The sequence below is a fragment of the Mesorhizobium opportunistum WSM2075 genome, assembly GCF_000176035.2.
Lineage (GTDB): Bacteria > Pseudomonadota > Alphaproteobacteria > Rhizobiales > Rhizobiaceae > Mesorhizobium > Mesorhizobium opportunistum.
Genome location: NC_015675.1, coordinates 2,696,576 through 2,715,012 on the forward strand (window position 1 = coordinate 2,696,576; position 18,437 = coordinate 2,715,012).

Below are 18,437 nucleotides of genomic sequence, written 5' to 3' on the forward strand. Positions count from 1 at the left end.
GGCTTCGCAGCGTGATCCGGCCGGCGCGCTGCTCAAGTCGTCGTCTGGATGATCAGCGTCAAAGTGCCATCACCATCGATGTTTGCCGCGACGACCTGCGAGGAGTTGAGCCCGTTCGCCCTCAATACCGAGCTTGCCTGAGGCGAAGCATCGATGGAGTTTTGCAGCCGAAGCAAGTCCTTCGCGCTGGTCTGATTGATCACGGCATCCGCCTGCGCCTTGATTTCTGCAGGCAAATCCTCGACCGCGACAACGGCGACGCCGGTGAAATTCATATCAGGCGAGCCTTGATCGGGCAGCGTCTGCTCCGGTTGGACCTCCCCCTGCGGTGACGGCGTCGTCTGGGGGAGCTGCGGGGCGATGGTTTGCCCATGGATGGGCTGAGTGATGACCGCCCCGGAAAGTGCGATGGCTATCGTCAAAATCCGCATGGCCGCTCCTTCATCCTCTCGAGAGACATCGAAAGAAACCCCTATGCGGGGGGATGGTTCCGCAACTCTGACCACATCGGGACGAATTTGCCCGGCCAACGTCTGATGGGGTTTGGGAGGAATGCTAGCGCTTTTCGGCCTTCGGTGTTGGAGACCGCAGCAGCAGAGCGAGCGGCACGAGGATCGCCGTTGCTACCGCGCAATACCGAAAGACGTCGACATAGGCGAGCAATGAGGCCTGGCGCGCTATCAGCTGCCCGATCCAGCCGATCGCCTGCTGTTTTGCCTCGACCATAGGCGAGCCTTGAGCCACGAAGTGCTCGGTCGCCTGACGCAGCACCTGCTGGTAGGCCGGCGACGACTGTGCCGTGTGGCCGACGAGGTGTGCCTGGTGGAGTTGCGCGTTTTGGGCGATCACCGTGTTGGACAAGGATACGCCGATGCTGCCGCCGATATTGCGGGCGACATTGATCAGCGCCGATGCCTGGTTGGTCTGCTGCGGCGCCAGCCCGACATAGGCCGCGGTCGAAATGGGGATGAACAGGAACGGCAGGCCGATCATCAGGAAAACGCGCGCAAAGGCAAAGAAGCGGAAGCTGGCGTCCGGGGTCAGCGCCGTCATATGCCACAGGGCGATGGCGACAGCGGACATCCCCGCCATGATCAGGTATTTGGGTTGGACGATGCTGCCGGCAAATCCGGAAATCGGCATGAGTATCAGCATGGCGATGCCGCCCGGCATCATCGAGAGGCCCGATAGTGTCGCCGTATAGTCGAAGGCGGTCTGCTGCAGCTGCGGCATCAGCTGCGTGGTGCTGAACAGCACCGCGCCCACGGCCATCATCACCAGGAACGACGTACCGAACTGGCGGCTGAACAGCAAGCGGATGTCGACGACCGGATCGCGGTGGTTGAACTCCCAGGGGATCAGCAGCAGGAACGAGATCGCCGAAATCACCGCGAAGGTCGTGATGAAGGCCGACGCGAACCAATCGTTGCGTTGGCCCTCGTCGAGAAAGATTTCCAGGCAGCCAAGCGCGGTGGCGACCAGAACGAACCCAACCCAGTCTATTCTGAGGCCGCCCTTTAGCCGCTCCAGGCGTTCGCGTTCAAGCACATCCGGTTCCACGACCAGCCACTGCACCAAGGCCAATGACATGATGCCGAACGGGACGTTGATGAAGAAGATCCAATGCCAGGAGAAATGATCGGTCAGCCAGCCGCCGATGGTCGGCCCCACCGTCGGCGCGACGATGACGGCGATGCCGTAGAGCGCGAACGCCTGAGAGCGTTTTTCGGGCGGGAAGGTGTCGGCGAGGATCGACTGTTCGCTGGGCGCCATGCCACCGCCGCCGAGGCCCTGCAGGATCCTGAAGACGATCAGCAGTTCCAGGTTGGGCGCCAGCCCGCACAGCAGCGATGCGATGGTGAAGGTCGCCACGCAAAGCATGTAGTAGCGCTTGCGGCCGATGACGCTGGCCAGCCAGCCGCTGACCGGGATGATCACCGAATTCGCCACCAGATAGGTGGTGATCACCCAGGTGCTTTCATCCATACCGGCCGCCAGGCTGCCGGCGATGTTGCGCAGCGCGACGTTGGCGATGGAGGTGTCGAGCACCAGCATGAAGGTGGCGATCGAGACGACGATTGCAATCAGCCAGGGATTGCGCCCACCGGCGGCGGATCTGCTTTCGCTTTGCGCGCCGGCCATCTCGCCACTCACCGCACCTTGACGGTCGGCACCACCGACAGGCCCGGTCCCAACAGCACGCCCGGCGGTTTGTCGAAGACGATCTTGACCGGCACGCGCTGCACGACCTTGACGAAGTTGCCGGTGGCGTTCTCGGCCGGCAGCAGGCTGAAGGCGGTGCCGCTGCCCGCCTGGATACTGTCGACGCGGCCATGGAAGGATTTTTCAGGATAGGCGTCGATGTCGATGTCGACCGGCTGTCCAGGCCGCATCAGATCGAGCTGCGTTTCCTTGAAATTGGCCTTCACCCAGACCTCGTCGGGAACGAACATCATCAGCACCTGGCCGGGCTGGGCATAGGTGCCCTGGCCAACCGAGATGCTGGTTGCATGCCCGGCAACCGGCGCGGTGATTGCGGTGCGCGACAGCGTGGTGTGCGCCTGGTCCTGGCTCGCCTTGGCTTGGTTGAGCTTGGCTTCGGCGCTCTTGCCCTGCGCCTGCAGGACCACGATCTGGCTCTTGGCGGCAGCCGCGTTGGCTTGGGCGCTGTCGAGAGCAGCCTGATCCTGGCGCAGCGTTGAAGCGGCCTGCTGGGCCTGCTGCTGCGTGGCCGTACCCTTGGCCAGGAGCTCGCGGTTGCGCTGATCCTCGGCCTTGGCGAAATCGAGCGCCGCCTGGGCCTGGGCCACCTGTTTCTGCGCGGCGTCGATCTTTGCGTTCTGAGCTTCGATCTGGGCTTTGACGTCGGCAATCTCGGCCTGTGCCGCGGCCACGCCTGCGTCGGCCTGCTTGAGGTTAGCCTGATAGTCGGCGTCGTCGATGCGCAACAGGATATCGCCCGCCTTGACCGGCTGGTTGTCCGTTACGGCGACGTCGGTGACGCGGCCTGATATCTCGGCGCCGATGGTCACCGTGCGGGCGTCGATGAAGGCGTCATCGGTCGATTCATACTGGCGGGCGTTCAGCCACCATAGGACGAGCCCCGCCGCGACCAGCAGCAGGACAATCAGGATGGCGATGGACAGGTAGGGACGCCGCCGCGGGAGGCTCAGCAGGCCAGGCTTCGCCTGCCCTGCGCTCTTGTCGCCCGTCTCATTCTCCGGGGCGTCGGTTCGCGCCGCAGCCCCTTTGCGTTTGGGCGATGGGCCTGGCTTCGTCCGGCTCGAAGCTTCGCGCTTTTTGTACGTTTCATCCGGTTCTTTTGTCTGGGTTTTCGCGTCCACGGGAAAACTCTCGAGCAAAGGGTGCCGCCCGCTTTGTGGAGCCGAGTCAACGGCAGCTGGCCATAAAAGTTCCTGACGAAGGGTGCGACGGGCGCATTGCAGGTCTATTCTTCAGGTGCGGTGGCTGGGGCGGTGTAGCGGCGGCGCACGGCATCGAGCACCTGCTTGCGGCTCTCCTCGGCCGACAGCGTTTTGTCCTTCTCCGCTTCGGCGGTTTCGCGCGCCAGGTCCTTGTCCCTGATCTGGTTGCGGAACCATTTGGAATAGTCGCCGGCACGCAAGTGAAACTCCCAGGTCTTGTCGTCTATGCCTTCGGCGATCTGGGCGAAAATCATCAGATTGTGAGCCCTGAGGTTCATTGCATCGTCTGGGCCGTGGAAATAGAAGCTGCCCGCCTCATCGAGCTGGCCTTCGGCATATTTGCGGCTGTGCCGCTTCAGGGATTGGCGCGGCTCGACGACCTTGACCGTGGCGATTTTCTTGCGTTTCTGGGGCCGCCAGAACAACACGCGCTCGCCCTTGGGCGAGGACATGTCCTTTGGCGGGTCGATGCCGATCTCGCGGCAGAAGACCTTCACGACGTTCTTCGCCTTGGGGCCAAGGGCAACAATGGCTGTTACCAGGCGCAGCGCATCGGTCGAGATCGCTTCGGGATGGACCGTGATCAGGACCGTGCCCGGCAATTCCAGTGACAGGACCGCACGCGTATCCTCGCGCCGCTTGGGAAGAAGATGGTGCGCTTCGTCGATGATCAGCCAGTGCGGTCTGGCCGTCCGGCGGCGGAAACTGCCGAGGTCGGGCAAAAGGTCGGCGAAGAAGTCCGGCCGCTCGTTGACGCGCAGCGCCAGCCCGTTGACGACGACATTGCTGTCGGCCTTGGCGATCAAGTCCAGCACTTGCGCTTTTGTCGGTGCGCTTGATCCGTCGCCCATCCGCACGGCGCCCTCGAGGCCGTCATAGTCGCCCTCGGGATCGAACACACAGAACTGAAATCCGCTCTCGACGAGGCGTTCCGTCAGCGCCGTGGCCAAGGTGGATTTGCCGATGCCCGAACTGCCGGCGATCAGCACCGTATCGGTCGGCGACAAATAGATATCGTCGCCGGCGGCCGATCCCAGAACAATGCCGTCATGCCGTCTCGAAACGATCTCGCGATCGTGTTTGATCAGTTTGTCGACCAGTTGCTCGACGCCTTTGCCGCGTGCGCCAGGCATGACCAGATCGGCGGTGTTCTTGACGGCGGGAATCGCGTTGTCCACGGCGACGCTGCAGCCGCAAGCTTGCAGGAAGGCATGGTCGTTTTCGGCGTCGCCGATGCCGACGACATTGTGTGGCGAGAGACGAAGATCCTGAAGCGCGGCGATCAGTCCGGTGGCCTTGTTGATGCCGCTCGGCAGAACCATCACCGCGCCCTTGTTGAAGATGATTTCGAGCTCCAGACCGGCCTCCTTGATGACGTCGAGCACTGTCGCCTGATGCGGCTCCCATGTCGCCACGATCGAGCGCCCCACCGAAAGCGGCTTGACGCCGAGCTTCTTCAGCCTGGCGACGAATTTGGGATCCGGCGCGGGCGAGATCGCCCGCTCTTCCTCGCTTGCCGGCGTGTAGATCAAGGCGCCATTTTCAGCGACCACCTTGTCGAACAGGCTGACTTCGGGAAAGACGCGTTTGAGATCGGGCAGTTCGCGCCCGGTGACCAGAACCAGCTTGCGGCCGCTCTTCTTGAAGCGCTCCAGGGCAGCGAGCGTTTTCTTGGAGACGATGCCGTCATGCGCCAGCGTGCCATCGTAGTCAGTCGCCAGGGCGATGAAGTACATTCTGCCCCCCTTTCATCGTTGCCAGGTTGCGTTGAACTCAGGCTAGAACGAATGATCGGGATAAAGGCTCCCTGGGTCGCGGCAAGCCCCCCGGAAGCAGGGTAGGGGCGGTGGCGTAGAGGCATAGCCGATTGGCCCGTCTGGAACTCGAGCTGGCATTCGCGGTGACAGAGAGCCAGCGCAAGCGGCGGCGCTCGCCACCTCATTCAGCGTTCATGGTTGTCGAGTCGATGATAGAGCTCGGCGTATGCTTTTCCCATTCTGTCAGCCGTAAAGAGGCGAACGAAGCGATCTCGGGCAGCTCGCCCCAAGCCCGCCGCCTCGTCAGGCGAGTGGACGAACTGGTTGATCGCTTTGGCAAGTCGTTCCGGATTGGAAGGCGGAACAACAAGCCCGGTCTCGCCGGCCGCGTTGACATAGCTCGTTCCAGTTCCAATCTCGCACGAAATCATCGGCTTGCCGCACATTGCTGCTTCGACCAACGAAATCCCATAGGCTTCCGACCTCTGGTTTGAAGGAAAAACGAACCCGAGGCAGTTGTGGAGGAGCGCCATTTTCTGCGGCTCCGAAACCTCGCCAAGGAAAATCACATTGTCACGCCGCAGCGTCTTGGCCTGGAGTCGGAGTTCCTGCTCGATCGGCCCCGAACCAGCGATCACAATCTTGCATCGAACCTTGTCGGCTGCCTGGATGAGTACATCCAGCCCTTTGTAGTAGCGCAGGACGCCGACGAACAGCACGAAAGGCCCTCCCACTGCCGACCGGCACCAACTGTTATCGGCCTCGTTTGGCGTCGGGTAAGCTTGTTCATCGATGCCAATGGGAATGACCGTCGATTTGGCCTCGAAGGCTTTGAGAACAGGGCTCGATCTCAAATAGTCGGGGGATGTCGCAACGACCGCGCCGACGTCCTTCAGGAAGCGCAGCATCAGTGGTCGATAAAAAGGCAGCAGCAGCCTCTGTTTGACGATGTCGGAATGATAGGTGACGACTGTCGGTTTGCCGTGACGGGCATGAAAATGCACCAGGTCCATGAACGGCCATGGAAAATGATAATGGATGAGGTCGGCGCTTCCGGCGAGCTTTGCGAACTTCCGAAAGACCCCGCGCGAAAACCCCGTTGACGCGAGCTCGAAATCCAGCCGGGCTTTCCGGGCCATGTGCCCATCAAGGCGCTGGGTATTCTCGTCCGGAGCGCGGCTCAATGAGAGCACCTCCGTTTCGACGCCGTGGCGCGCGGTGCTTTGCGCAATGGCGTGTATCGTTCGCTCCACCCCGCCAAAGGAGTCCGGCCAGTATGTCTTGAAGAAGTGCAGGACTTTCAAGCGTTGCTCTTCCGTCTTTGCGCGATGGCCTGTCCAAAAATCTGAAGCATGCCCTTGGCGTGATTCTCCCAGGTGAAGCGCCCGGCATTCTCCTTGGCGTCCGCAGCGATGCCCTGTCGGAATTCCACATCGACACAGAACCGGTTGAATGCAGCGGCGATTGCCACGGGATTATTCGGGTCGACAAGGACGGCATTGTCTGCGGCGACTTCCGGCATGGACGACGTGTTCGACGTCAGCACCGGCTTGCCGAAAGACTGTGCCTCGACGATCGGAAAACCGAACCCTTCGTAGAGAGATGGCATCGCCAGAAACAGGCAATTTGCATAAAGCGTCGCGAGCGTCCTGTCATCGACGAACCCGGTAAACCTGACATTCGCCTCGAGCCCGCCGGCGCGCACCATATCGGCAAGGCCCGTCTGTTTCCACCCCGAGCCGCCGACGATGACCAGATCGCAGCCGGACCGGGTGTCCGCCGGCAACAGGCCATAGGCCTTTATCAGATTGCCGAGGTTCTTCCGGGGCTCGACCGTGCCGACAAAGAGCGCATAGGGCCTGGTGATGCCGAGCGGCTCCAGGCTCGAAACATCACCGGGAGCCGGCAGCGCGACCGTGCCGGGATAAACTGTCCTGACCGGCGATTTCAACCAACGGAATTCGCTTTTCAGTGCAGCGGCCGTGGCTGCCGAATCCGCAATCACGACATCAGCTGCCTTCAGCGCGGGTTTCATCAGCAACCTGTCGCCCACCCAGGTCCGGGTCCGCATCGTCTGCGCGGCATGTAGCCAGACGAGGTCGTGGATGGTGACCACACGCCCGATGCCGCTGGCGAGGGCGAAGGGCAAACGATGCGAAGGCCCCCAGAACACGTCGACACGGTCGCGCCGGGCCAAGGTGGGCAGCACGACCTGGCCCCAGAAGGTTCGGGCGACAGGCCCCCTGAAGTTGGCGATCCGCACGCAAACGCCATGCGGAATGTCGTAATCCGCATTGATCTTGCCAGGCGCATAGACAACCACATCGGCGCCGAAAGCCGCCAACGCCTTGACGGCATTGTGAACGAACCGGCCGATGCCATCGGTGGGTGAGCCGAGGTTCCTGCCGTCGATGCCGATTCTCAAGGGAAGCTCCGGGTGTGAATAAGGCAATGGGTTCCGGACATTCTACGGTGTGACAGGCAGCCATCGGGAAGCGCGGGCATTTAACCTCGCATTGCGAACCACCTCCTAGCATACATCCAGCCAAGTCGGTAACGCCAAGCCGGAAAGGCCGTCTTGAACAAATCGATCGACGGCCTGGAGCCACAAATTCGCTCAGGCCGGTTTGGTTGGTCGCTCGTCACGGCGTCGGCGGGACTAAGCGCCGTCGGGTGGGCCGATAGACATCGGTTGCTCTGTAGATCGAGCTAAGCTAAAGCGCTCGGCTAAACTTGAAGACTATGTCACATGGCCCACCAGAATGGCTGCGGGTGAGGTTTTGCGCTCAAAACAAAAGCCTGACATTGCTGTCGTCATCCCGAGCTATCGGGTGCGAAATCATATTCTCGCTGTACTCAGCCAGATCGGCTCGGAAGTCACTGCCATCTATGTCGTCGACGATGCTTGTCCCGAGGACACAGGCCGTTTCGTCGAGGAGCATGTAGCTGACCGCCGTGTAAAGGTGCTGTGGAACAGCGAAAATCTTGGCGTCGGAGGCGCGACGCTCGCCGGTATGAAACAGGCCGCCGCCGACGGGGCCGATGTGATCGTGAAGATCGATGGCGATGGCCAGATGGATCCGGCGCTCATTCCGAGCTTCGTCAACGTCATTCTTACCGGTGAAGCCGACTACGCCAAAGGCAACCGCTTCTTCGATCCGGAAGGAGTGGCTTCGATGCCGCTGGGTAGGCTGATTGGCAATGCGGGCCTCTCCTTCCTCGCCAAGATATCGACCGGATATTGGCACAGTTTCGATCCGACAAACGGGTTCTTCGCCATCCACGCCAGCCTTGTCGGTCTCCTGCCACTGGAAAAGATATCGAGGCGTTTTTTCTTTGAATCGGATCTTCTTTTCCGCCTGAACGTCCTTACCGCGCGCGTGGTCGACGTGCCTATGCACTCGCACTACGCCGACGAGGTAAGCAATATGAAACCGCATCGCGAAATTCCGCGATTTGCGCTCGCTCATCTGAGGAATTTCGGCAAGCGTATTTTTTACAATTACTTCATCCGCAATTTCAGCATCGCGTCGTTGGAGCTGGTGTTGGGATTGGCGCTTCTGCTGTTCGGCGTCGTCTACGGCCTTTCGAAATGGGGCACTGCCGTGCCGGCCACGGCCGGTACCGTGATGATGGCGGCACTGCCGATCATCGTTGCAACCCAACTCCTGCTTGCTTTCATCAACTACGACATTCAGTCCGTTCCGCGTTCGACGCTGCATCTGCGGCTGGAGAATTCGCTGTTGCCGATGAAGTCGCTAATGCATCAAAGCGCTAAAGCGACAAAGAAAAAACCAAGTAGGCAACACCATAAAGGTTCCAAGCAGATATGAAGCGGTATGTTCCCCTCCCTGACTACGAGGACCTGGTTAAGCGCTGGCTGTCGAACTACGATGCGTCCAACTATCAAGGTGGGTTATCGGCATTTGTGCTGCGAGAAACGCATTCATTGATTGAGAAACCATTTGACGGCGATGTCCACCTCTCTCAGGTTTTGGAGATTGGGGCAGGGACTCTCGCCCATCTACCCTTCGTGCGTCACAGCTTTGATCGATACATTGCGTCAGATTTCGACGATGCTGTACTGAAATCCGTTTCTGAGCGAAAACTGCCGAATGGTGTCGAGCTCATGAAACTCGACGGCGCCGCTCTGCCATTCGAAAGCGACAGTTTCGATCGGGTTATAGCGACCCACGTCTTGGAACATGTACCCTTCCCGCACATTGCGATCGAGGAGTGGGTGAGGGTATTGAAGCCAGGGGGGGTCCTTTCGGTTTTGCTGCCATGCGATCCGGGGTGGGCATGGAGAATGGGTCGCCTGTTCGGACCGAGAAAGCAGGCAGAACGTGCGGGCTTGCCATATGACTATTACATGGCTCGTGAGCACATAAACAGCATATTCAACCTAAGCGAAATATTGAAGTTTCATTTTCCAGAAAGAAAGATAGTCTGGTGGCCTTTTAGAATGCCTATCCCAGATATAAATCTGATTTACGCCGGCAATTTTTATGTTTAATGTGAACTATGTTCTAATTTCATCGTCTGTTCTTGTCATAGCGCTCGGGCAGATAATATTCAAGTTTGCCGCCAGAAATTTTAAAACGGGTGGGGACGGTGATTGGTGGGGTATCGTTCAGCAGAATGTCACGCCGATAGCACTCATATTTCTAGCACTGTTTTTATACCTTCTGTCCACTGTCGCGTGGGTGCAGGCGCTCAGGACGATACCGCTTTCCGTCGCGTTTATGTTTAATGCACTCGCCTTTATAATCGTTCCTTGTGCAGGATTCTTTCTGTTTGGGGAAAGCATCCCGAAATATTTCTATTTGGGTATGCCGCTCATTCTCTTGGGGATTTTTTTTATTTCGCGGACCTGATGTCTTTGGCGCATCTCGCCATGGGAGGCAACAGAGCCTGCGCCAAGCGTTTGCAACCATCAGCTACTGTGTCACGTCCTGCACACTGAGTTGGCGGAATCCAATTCCAAGCTTCCGACGGTCTTCGTTTAGACCAAGCTCCTTGGGTGAGATTGGGTTGGGAATCGAAATGGAGATCGAAGTCGATGCCCCCGAGTTTCCAAATGGGATAGCGATTTCCTGCACTGACTTGGACAGCACGAACGTCGCCGATTGAGAGCCTATGTGCACGGAAATAAGTTGCCCGACATTCGGGCCGAATGCACTTGCGGTGAGGTGCAGGACGCCTTTTTTTGGAAGCGGCTTTACGAATTCCAACGTGACAGCAGGGCCATCCGACCACGTGCCCCAACCCTCGGCAACTGACAGGCCTCGGACCCGGGCCAGGGTTCCGGGCCAGGATCTTCTTGTGAAGTCTATCCTGTCCGATCCTGCGAGCCGAAAAAGTGAAAAGCCATTCAGATCCAATTTGAAACGAGAGTTAGGCGGGGGGGCGTGATCGCCGATGAGAAGGAGCCATTCCTTATCGTCAGGGACCTTCGAAAGATCCGCTGGAGAACCTGCTGGAATTAGAACAATCGAAGCTTGCGGGTCATCGACATAAAACAAGGACCTAAATAATCCTGACGGATCTGAGCTCATGATTACAAGGCGGGATGTGTCGTGATCTTTCAAATATTGATGCGCGAAAATGCCAGCTTCATCAAATACATTTGGATGTAAGTAAGTTCGAAGATCGATGCTAGAAAAATAAGTACCTGTAACGGCCGACAACGGTGCGAAGACCAGGAGAAAAACCCGAGCGCCAAATTTCAAACTAAAAACCCAGGTAATTACCGAAAACATTCCGAGGGTGGCAATAAAAAAGAATATGTTTCGCTGGTAAAAAATGCCACGCAGTTCTGGGCTGTCTACAAAAGCAGGTGTGTAAGGGTGCATCGCCGTGAAAATGGCGTAGATAATCAATGTGGAAACAGGGGTCGCTGCTACAGTTTTGTAAAGAATAAAGTTACTTTCATTTTTATTTAGTTGAGATGACGCAATAATTAGAAAGAGAGGGAAGGCAAAATTATAGTAACGCATGTGTAGTCTGAATGGCGTTTCATAGGGGCCCATATTGGCGACAGAAGCCGAAAATAGCGCCACTACCAGGACCAAAGTTGAAAAGACGGCGAGCGTGTAAAAGGCAATTCTAGCGGAGGCGTCCTCGGCTTCATGGCGGGACCGGAGCTTCCGCAGGCTGAGCAGGACGGCGGCTAACGGAGTGCCGTACAAGATTGATAGTGCAAGAAGATGACCGGCGAGATTGATGCCGGCCAGTTTGGCCAGTTCGGCGTAGTGGTCCAGGTTCAGAGCTGCGCCGCGGGCGTAGGACCCGTAGGTGGGGCCAAAGAGCGTGGCCCCCGCTCTCCCTGCAAAGGCAAAGCCAAGCGCCAGTTTGGCGGCGATAGCAACGGCGACAAACGCAGTGGACATCCGGAGCCACTTCGCGACCCAGGCCTGCTCGGGTCTCTGCCGGATCAGATAAGCAAAGTATAGAACGATCCCGGGTAGAAAAAATAACGAGTGTGGTTTAACTAACGCCATAGCAGAAAATATAAGTGAAACAAAAATAAATTCGAGAAGTTCAGAGCTCGCTTCTAGCGCCAATATCGCCCATGAAAAGATCCAGAACATCAGAAAATAGAGAGACTCTGGCATGTAATATGCCGTATATGTGTTAGTAGCCCCAATAACTGACAAGATAGTAATCAAAGATGAGGAGATTCTTGATGCGATGCGAGAGGATATTAAAAAAATAAATGGTGCAGCTAATAGGAAGAAGATAGTGTTTAGGTACCTGGCGCATGCGAGAAAGCCATCTCCGCAGTATCCTGTATATTTATATATAAAGAAAAAAAGATACGATGGAACAGGAGCGCCAGAGGGTGCGCTAAGTCGAGAAAATCTACTGTATGTATATTCGTCGGCTAACACTACGACGTAAAGCCCCTGATTTCTAAAGTTTATCGCAATGCCGATAGCGACCAGGAGGATTGATAGAAATACCGTTGTGTTCTTGCCATATGAAGCAATCAGGCGAGCCCACGTGGCGGAAAAAACGCGCGCGATCTCCTCGCGTGTCCAAATCACAGTCAGCTCTCCCAGCGCCTAGCCAAACACTTACCGCGTCTGCTTGTCGACTAGTTTTATCAGATGTTCAACCATCACGTGCGCGTTATCCCACAGGGACGGTGCCGAATCCCGATAGTCTCGGCTCGGCATCGGCTGCCTACAGAGCAAGGTAGAACAACCCAAGCCTGAGAGTGTGCGAATAGGAGCCTTGAGATTCGCGATCCGTATGGAAGGGCCCTTTTGCTCAGGCAAACCGCTTGCGCCTTCGCCTGATGATGGTAGATGCACAGAGTGTCAGGTTCCGGATTCGAGAGCAAACCCCTGCCAAAACTGATTATACAGATTCCTTGCTACAATGAAGCCGAGACGCTGGCGATAGCGCTGAATGATTTGCCGCGGACCGTTGCCGGTTTCGACAGCGTCGAATGGTTGATCATCGACGATGGCAGCAGCGACGACACAGTCAGGGTCGCGGAGGAAAGCGGCGTCGACCACGTCATACGTCATACCAGCAATCGTGGTCTTGCCTATGCCTTCATGACCGGCATCGAAGCCTGCCTCGCGCGGGGCGCGGATGTCATCGTCAACACCGATGCCGACAACCAGTACAACGCGACCGATCTGCCTGCCCTTACAAGGCCGGTGCTTGAGGGACGCGCAGACATGGTCATCGGCGCCCGGCCGATATCGGAGATAGAGCACTTCTCGCCATTGAAGAAACTTCTGCAGAGGATTGGCAGTTGGGTGGTTCGCGTCAGCAGCGGCACCGACGTGCAGGATGCACCGAGCGGATTTCGCGCGATCTCGCGAAATGCGGCCCAGCGTTTGATCGTGTTCAACAACTACACCTATACGCTGGAAACCATCATCCAGGCCGGCCGCAAGAATATGCGCGTGGTCTCGGTGCCGATCCGCGTCAACGGCGATTTGCGGCCGTCGAGGCTGGTCAAGAGCATTCCTTCCTATCTCAAGCGCTCGATCTTCACCATCGTGCGCATCTTCGTCATCTATCAGCCAGCCCGGTTCTTCGGCGCGGTCGCAGCCGCTCTTTTCGGCCTTGGTTTTCTGATCGGCCTGCGCTTCCTCTATTTCTACCTGGTTGATGCAAGCAGCGGTCACGTCCAGTCGGTGGTTCTGGCGGGGGTGCTGATGTCAATGGGCTTCCAGGCACTTCTGGTTGCCTTCCTGGCCGATGTGATCGCGGCCAACCGCAAGCTTCTCGAAGACATCAGATATACACAGCGCGCGGCGCAGGGGGAGATCAAGCGATCACACCCGAAGCGGCAGGAAAGCAGGCTGGGCGAATGAAGGTAGCTGGAGGGCAGGCAGAGGACGGTGTCGTAATAGGCAACACCTATGACAAATACGGCACGCGAAATCCTATCGCCCGCCGGGTGGTCGCGGGCTTCGACGGGGCATTGTCCAACCTTGTGACGAAGGTGAGCCCCGCCACCATCCACGAGGTCGGATGCGGGGAAGGCTATTGGGTCATGCGTTGGCTTGGCCAGGCCATCGATGCGCGTGGCACCGATTTCTCCACGCAAGTCATAGGCATGGCAAAGGAGGACGCCGACGGGCGTGGCATGGATCCTGACCGTTTCGAGGTGCGTAGCATCTATGAAGTGATGCCTGAACGAGATAGCGCCGACCTTGTCGTGTGTTGCGAGGTGATGGAGCATCTCGAGGAACCGCAAAAGGCCCTGCAGGCGCTGCAGCGGATCGCAAGATCGGACCTGATCCTCAGTGTTCCGCGCGAACCACTGTGGCGGATGCTCAATCTTGCCCGTGGCAAATACGTTTCGGCCTTGGGAAATACGCCCGGTCATCTGCAGCACTGGTCGCAGCGTGGGTTCGTCTCGCTCGTGTCGCAGTTTTTCGAGGTGGTTGAAGTCCTGTCACCATTGCCTTGGACCATGCTGCATTGCAAGCCGAAGAAAAGGCGCTGACGATGGCGCTCGGCCCGGGCGCGAGGATCTGGCTCAACCGCACCGGAGCGTTCCTTGGTTTGGCCGGCCTGGTATTCGTGGGGATACGGCTTCATGGCTACGCCAGTGAGATCGATTTTCGGCGAATTGGGCTTGGCGGATACATAGCGATCGCCGCCCTGGCAGGCTTGTATGGGGCCTCGAACCTGCTGCTCGCTGTTGGCTGGCGGCGTCTCCTGGCCCATCTTCGCGTTTCGGTCTCCCATTCCTGGGCAATCCGCGCCTATGCCATCTCGCAGCTTGCCAAATATGTTCCCGGCAACATTTTCCAGTTCGCTGGGCGGCAAGCCATTGGTGTGGCGGCGGGTATCGGCAATCGGCCGCTAGCCAAATCGACTGCCTACGAGCTGGCCTTCCTCGCCGTCGGCGGAGCTCTCTTTTCGCCCCTCCTGCTGCCGTTGGTCGCGGCCGGTACTTCCGACTGGCTCGGCTGGATTTCATTCGCAGCCGTGGTGGCTGTCGCGCTGTGGCTAGCCACGGCCTGGGGCACGGATTTTGGCGTGGCTGCCATTTTCTACATAGCGTTTCTGGCGTTTTCCGGTCTGGTCTTTGCGGTGGCCTATGATCTCGCCGGCGGTTCGGGCGAACTCTCTCTCTATCCGGCAATAGCCAGCGCCTATGTGCTGGCGTGGCTCGCAGGCTTTGTGACCCCCGGTGCGCCGGCGGGAATCGGTATCAGGGAGGCAGTCCTGCTCTTTCTCCTTGGAGGGCTCAGCTCCGGCCCGGTCATTCTGCTGGCGGTAGTGATCGGGCGGATGATCACCGTCCTGGGCGATCTTTTCTTCTTTGCTGGCGGGCAGATTGCCGGTCGATACAATCAAGTGTGATATAACGTGGCTCTATGAGCAATAATGCTCAAGCCGCTGCGCTCAAGATATCCCAGATCAGGAGGTTATGGGGGGATCGCCTCGAACTTTTGGCACAGCGCGACGCCCTGCTCAGAGAAATCAGGAATTGTGGGCGTCCGCGGGGCAGGGCTGGTATTCTTCCACGATAACTGCAGTTTCGATGCTATCGGCACTACGAACAGCCATGCGCAGAACGATCTTCAACCGCATCCATCATTGGCGGCCAGTTGGTGGTCGGGTGTGGGCTAGTGACGCAGCCTTATGATCGCGTAGTCGTCCGTGCGCGTCACCGACAGGGCGGGGTTTGCCTCCAGCGTATCGGCGAGACGCAGGAGATCGCCCTTGAACTCCTGATCTACCGGCCAACCTTGTGTTGGGGCGAAATTGTCGATGAACGACAAAGCGACCGCATCGGCGGTCTTTGTTGTCAGCACGGTCGTTACCAGATCGGCGTAATTTGGGCCGATGGTCCGATCCGCCTCACGCTGCGGGAATGCTTGCAGCACATCCGGCCACTGCTTGACAGCTATCGCCATGTTCTTGTCGCCGCCGATGTTGAAGGCGCTGATGCCTATTGTCGGCGCAAGGAAGGTGACGAAGAAGTCGTTCCCCCATGGCGCGAAGAAGACTCGTTCACCATCGGTGAAATTCTGGTCGATGTTCGATGCGACAGCCTCGACCGCCAGCATGTTTTGACGGTGATCTATATATGTGTCCAACCAAGTCATGTGCGGTAGGTTGAGCAGCATGACCGCACACGCTACCAAGATAGGAACCCCCGCAAGGCTCCTGCGCGCGGCGGTGCTTGCCATGAACGCAGCCCACAATCCGAACATCCCGAGGGCCGACCAGCGATAGGCGGCGCGCATGGCATCGAAGCCCGGCAGGTTCGAGGAAATCCAGGCCGTGCCGGTCGGGATCGGAGCATATGTTTCCGGCATCGCGCCACCAACGACACCACCAGGTTTCATCGCGTAGAACTTGAACGACGGGCCGAGAGAGAAATAAAAACCGATCAGGGCAATGGCGATGAACGCATAGACGGCTCGTCTATCGCCGCGATTGATGATCAATCCAACAGCCGCAGCCAGCATCAGAAATACCGCATGCGACGTGGTGAAAACCGAAGGGTCTCCAAAATAGTCGGTGGCTGATCTACTTTCGGCGAAACCCGTCCAGTCCGAAAGCCACAGAAGTCCGAGAACCGGACGAAGCAGGAATTCTATGTTTGCGCCCCAGCCTCGAAAGATGTCCAACGAAACCAGATCAAAACTTGTCCGCCCAATATAGAGCACATAAAGGACGTAGGCGATCAGGAACGCCGCGCCCGCCAGGCCTATGCGAAGAGCGGAACGTGTCCAAGGCCCACTTCGCCGAAGCGCTCCGACGATCCAAGTGCATCCGACGGCGACGGCGAACATCATGAAGGTATAGCCGTCCATGAAGACCGCGATTACCGCCGCTACGACGAACAGCGGAAAGGCCCGCAGCACGGGGCCATCCGCCCAAACGATTGGCCAGGCGCACATTGCATAGAACGGCAGCAAGGACATTCCCAGCGCCGTGGCCGAGTAGCTTTCATGCATCCATAGCATTGGCGTCGAAAGCCACATGGCGGCGCCGGACAGCGACAGCAGCCTCCCCACATTGAGCAACCGACCGAGCCGGTAACAGCCCCAGAAAGCCAAGAGCAACCAGGAGGCAAAAGCCAGCGAATATGCGTCTGCGGCATCGAACCCAAGCTTAAGAAAGGCCGCCGTTGCCAAAGCCGCCGGCAATCCGAAGGCTATCGCGGCCGATGCCGGATTGCCGATATCGCTCGCGAAGATCGAAAGCGAATTCGCAAAGGACTGGGCAAAACCGATTACCCACAACGCTTGCCCGAATGCTGGCATAGAATAGCCTGGAATGGCTCCGTGTAGGATCAGTACCAAGGCAACGAACGGAAGCGCCACGATTGCGGTTAAAAGGCGAACGCTCATTTTCGATCAGAACAGGTGCGGTGTAGCGCATCGTTGCTGCGCCATGTGATCCCTCGGCAGTTTCGCGAACTCTGCATCGGTGCAGCAAAGGCTGAAGCCAGCAACTGGCCTTGCTGCCTCGTCATTGGAAACGACCTAGACTGCTAGAAAAACAAGAACGATCGAGCCAGCGCTCATCACGGCGGAGCTTAGTACTCATGCCCTCGTCTACAAAAACAGCGGCGAGAACGCAACGGCGATTTACGAGCACTCTAACACTCAATATCGAGACACAAACGTGAACCCTGCGCACCCAACTGCGGTCCCAGTCGGAGGAAGTTTGCGTGCTCAACCAGGTTTGCGAGCGATCATGATCCAACCGATCGAGCCCGCTTCGTCCATGAAATGCTCGATCTCGAAGCCGCATCGTTTCACGCACCTTGCGATAAAATCGGCGCTCCACCCGCTTTCGAACCAGCCGAACTTGCGGATGCAGTAGATCGAAAGCGGGTCGGTTCGAATACCCCAGTGCTTCCAGATATCGTTGACCGGTTCGCCCGCCAGCATGAGCTTTCCGCCGGGCTTCAGCCTGCTGTGGACGAGCGACAGCGTCTCCCACGGCTTTACTGCATGGTGCAGGCTCTCATAGTAGAGAGCGGCGTCGTACAGCGTGTCGCCGGGGATGCTTTCGAAGCTGCCTCGCATCGTCCCGACCTTGTGGCCGATCCGCTTTGCCCTGGCATCGACCAGTTCGACGAAGCGCGCATTGATATCGAGGCCGGTCACCTCAAGTCCGCAGAAGGCCATCAACTCGCAGCTCGTGCCCCAGCCGCAGCCCATGTCCAGCACATGATTGCCGATCTGCAGACCCGAATACTGGATGGCGCGCGCAACACGCCCGACATGCAGCGCTACCGCCGTCGGAGGCTGATGGGTATAGGGGTTTGCTCCCGCGATGTGGTCCGCCATCGCGAAGTCGGTCAACTCGTTCATCTGCTGATCGAGATCGCGCGCCGCGATCTCCCGATACACTGCAATCTGCTGTGCGGTGTATTCCTCCCCAAATGGATCCAGCCTTTGGTTCACTTTGGTCTCGGGAATGTATTTCATGCCACGCCAAAACTGCTCGACCTGCGGAGAGCCTGGCGGTCCGAGACTGTCCGAGCAGGTGATGAAGGAATTGAGGTTGCCGGGCGTAATTGTCTTCGAGTCTCCCCAACTCAATGATCTCGCGGCAGACAAGCCCGGATTCCGCGTCGAGACGCCGTTTTCGACCAAGTATTCAGGCGACTGCCTGAGGCTCGCGTAAAACGCCTCGACATTCTCGTGAGCCGCCTGGTGTGCGGAAATGACGCTGTCCGATTCGGGCTCGCGATTGAGTAGTTCCTTGTAGCCGCCAATGACATCGCTGCGACTGATCATGTGTCTTA

15 protein-coding genes are annotated in these 18,437 nt (G+C 58.1%); 6 read left to right on the top strand and 9 right to left on the bottom strand.

Going from position 1 to position 18,437, the window contains the following annotated elements; all coding sequences use genetic code 11:
• Positions 1-32 precede the first annotated feature (32 nt).
• From MESOP_RS12945 to MESOP_RS12970, 6 genes are all read right to left on the bottom strand, one after another.
• Complete coding sequence (locus MESOP_RS12945; protein WP_013893776.1) at positions 33-431, bottom strand: hypothetical protein; 399 nt, start codon at positions 429-431, stop codon at positions 33-35.
• Between the two features lie 124 nt (positions 432-555).
• Positions 556-2,142: a DHA2 family efflux MFS transporter permease subunit gene (locus MESOP_RS12950; protein WP_013893777.1), complete on the bottom strand. Its 1,587-nt coding sequence runs from the start codon at positions 2,140-2,142 to the stop codon at positions 556-558.
• A gap of 8 nt (positions 2,143-2,150) precedes the next feature.
• Positions 2,151-3,344, bottom strand: coding sequence for an HlyD family secretion protein (locus tag MESOP_RS12955; protein ID WP_041164109.1), 1,194 nt, complete (start codon positions 3,342-3,344; stop codon positions 2,151-2,153).
• 104 nt (positions 3,345-3,448) lie between these two features.
• A complete protein-coding gene (locus tag MESOP_RS12960; protein ID WP_013893779.1) occupies positions 3,449-5,161 on the bottom strand; it encodes an HAD family hydrolase in 1,713 nt (570 codons plus the stop codon).
• 206 nt (positions 5,162-5,367) lie between these two features.
• The gene (locus tag MESOP_RS12965; protein WP_013893780.1) at positions 5,368-6,486 is read right to left on the bottom strand and encodes a glycosyltransferase; all 1,119 of its coding nucleotides are present in this window, start codon (positions 6,484-6,486) and stop codon (positions 5,368-5,370) included.
• On the bottom strand, positions 6,483-7,607 hold the full coding sequence (locus MESOP_RS12970; RefSeq protein ID WP_013893781.1) for a glycosyltransferase family 4 protein: 1,125 nt from the start codon (positions 7,605-7,607) through the stop codon (positions 6,483-6,485). The genes MESOP_RS12965 and MESOP_RS12970 overlap by 4 nt, the downstream gene beginning before the upstream one ends.
• Positions 7,608-7,944: 337 nt before the next feature.
• On the opposite strand from MESOP_RS12970, the gene MESOP_RS12975 reads away from it, so the two are divergent.
• From MESOP_RS12975 to MESOP_RS12985, 3 genes are read left to right on the top strand one after another with little or no spacing between them, the layout of a single operon-like run.
• The gene (locus MESOP_RS12975) at positions 7,945-9,015 is read left to right on the top strand and encodes a glycosyltransferase family 2 protein (RefSeq protein ID WP_013893782.1); all 1,071 of its coding nucleotides are present in this window, start codon (positions 7,945-7,947) and stop codon (positions 9,013-9,015) included.
• Entirely contained in the window at positions 9,012-9,698 is a 687-nt protein-coding gene (locus MESOP_RS12980) for a class I SAM-dependent methyltransferase (protein WP_013893783.1), read from the top strand. Before MESOP_RS12975 ends, MESOP_RS12980 begins: the two co-directional genes overlap by 4 nt.
• Positions 9,691-10,059: an EamA family transporter gene (locus MESOP_RS12985; RefSeq protein WP_013893784.1), complete on the top strand. Its 369-nt coding sequence runs from the start codon at positions 9,691-9,693 to the stop codon at positions 10,057-10,059. The genes MESOP_RS12980 and MESOP_RS12985 overlap by 8 nt, the downstream gene beginning before the upstream one ends.
• Before the next feature lie 63 nt (positions 10,060-10,122).
• Here the strand turns inward: MESOP_RS12985 and MESOP_RS12990 are convergent, their stop codons facing one another.
• A complete protein-coding gene (locus MESOP_RS12990) occupies positions 10,123-11,799 on the bottom strand; it encodes a DUF7024 domain-containing protein (protein WP_041164110.1) in 1,677 nt (558 codons plus the stop codon).
• Positions 11,800-12,603: 804 nt separating this feature from the next.
• Between MESOP_RS12990 and MESOP_RS12995 the strand changes: the two genes are divergently transcribed.
• From MESOP_RS12995 to MESOP_RS13005, 3 genes are all read left to right on the top strand, one after another.
• The gene (locus MESOP_RS12995; protein ID WP_245265079.1) at positions 12,604-13,521 is read left to right on the top strand and encodes a glycosyltransferase family 2 protein; all 918 of its coding nucleotides are present in this window, start codon (positions 12,604-12,606) and stop codon (positions 13,519-13,521) included.
• 86 nt (positions 13,522-13,607) lie between these two features.
• A complete protein-coding gene (locus tag MESOP_RS13000) occupies positions 13,608-14,159 on the top strand; it encodes a class I SAM-dependent methyltransferase (protein ID WP_245265080.1) in 552 nt (183 codons plus the stop codon).
• On the top strand, positions 14,135-15,025 hold the full coding sequence (locus MESOP_RS13005) for a hypothetical protein (RefSeq protein WP_245265081.1): 891 nt from the start codon (positions 14,135-14,137) through the stop codon (positions 15,023-15,025). The genes MESOP_RS13000 and MESOP_RS13005 overlap by 25 nt, the downstream gene beginning before the upstream one ends.
• A gap of 266 nt (positions 15,026-15,291) precedes the next feature.
• Here MESOP_RS13005 and MESOP_RS13010 read toward each other — a convergent pair whose 3' ends face one another.
• Together MESOP_RS13010 and MESOP_RS13015 are read right to left on the bottom strand one after the other, a co-directional pair.
• On the bottom strand, positions 15,292-17,028 hold the full coding sequence (locus MESOP_RS13010) for a hypothetical protein (RefSeq protein ID WP_150111193.1): 1,737 nt from the start codon (positions 17,026-17,028) through the stop codon (positions 15,292-15,294).
• A gap of 327 nt (positions 17,029-17,355) precedes the next feature.
• A complete protein-coding gene (locus MESOP_RS13015) occupies positions 17,356-18,429 on the bottom strand; it encodes a class I SAM-dependent methyltransferase (protein WP_013893790.1) in 1,074 nt (357 codons plus the stop codon).
• Between the last annotated feature and the right edge of the window lie 8 nt (positions 18,430-18,437).

Excerpts from the sequence above, each read along its gene's own strand:
- MESOP_RS13015 (WP_013893790.1), bottom strand. The coding sequence starts at position 18,429 with ATGATCAGTCGCAGCGATGTCATTGGCGGCTACAAGGAACTACTCAAT.
- MESOP_RS12985 (WP_013893784.1), top strand. The coding sequence starts at position 9,691 with ATGTTTAATGTGAACTATGTTCTAATTTCATCGTCTGTTCTTGTCATA.
- MESOP_RS13010 (WP_150111193.1), bottom strand. The coding sequence starts at position 17,028 with ATGAGCGTTCGCCTTTTAACCGCAATCGTGGCGCTTCCGTTCGTTGCC.
- MESOP_RS12990 (WP_041164110.1), bottom strand. The coding sequence starts at position 11,799 with ATGCCAGAGTCTCTCTATTTTCTGATGTTCTGGATCTTTTCATGGGCG.
- MESOP_RS12975 (WP_013893782.1), top strand. The coding sequence starts at position 7,945 with ATGGCTGCGGGTGAGGTTTTGCGCTCAAAACAAAAGCCTGACATTGCT.
- MESOP_RS12950 (WP_013893777.1), bottom strand. The coding sequence starts at position 2,142 with ATGGCCGGCGCGCAAAGCGAAAGCAGATCCGCCGCCGGTGGGCGCAAT.
- MESOP_RS12960 (WP_013893779.1), bottom strand. The coding sequence starts at position 5,161 with ATGTACTTCATCGCCCTGGCGACTGACTACGATGGCACGCTGGCGCAT.
- MESOP_RS12945 (WP_013893776.1), bottom strand. The coding sequence starts at position 431 with ATGCGGATTTTGACGATAGCCATCGCACTTTCCGGGGCGGTCATCACT.
- MESOP_RS12980 (WP_013893783.1), top strand. The coding sequence starts at position 9,012 with ATGAAGCGGTATGTTCCCCTCCCTGACTACGAGGACCTGGTTAAGCGC.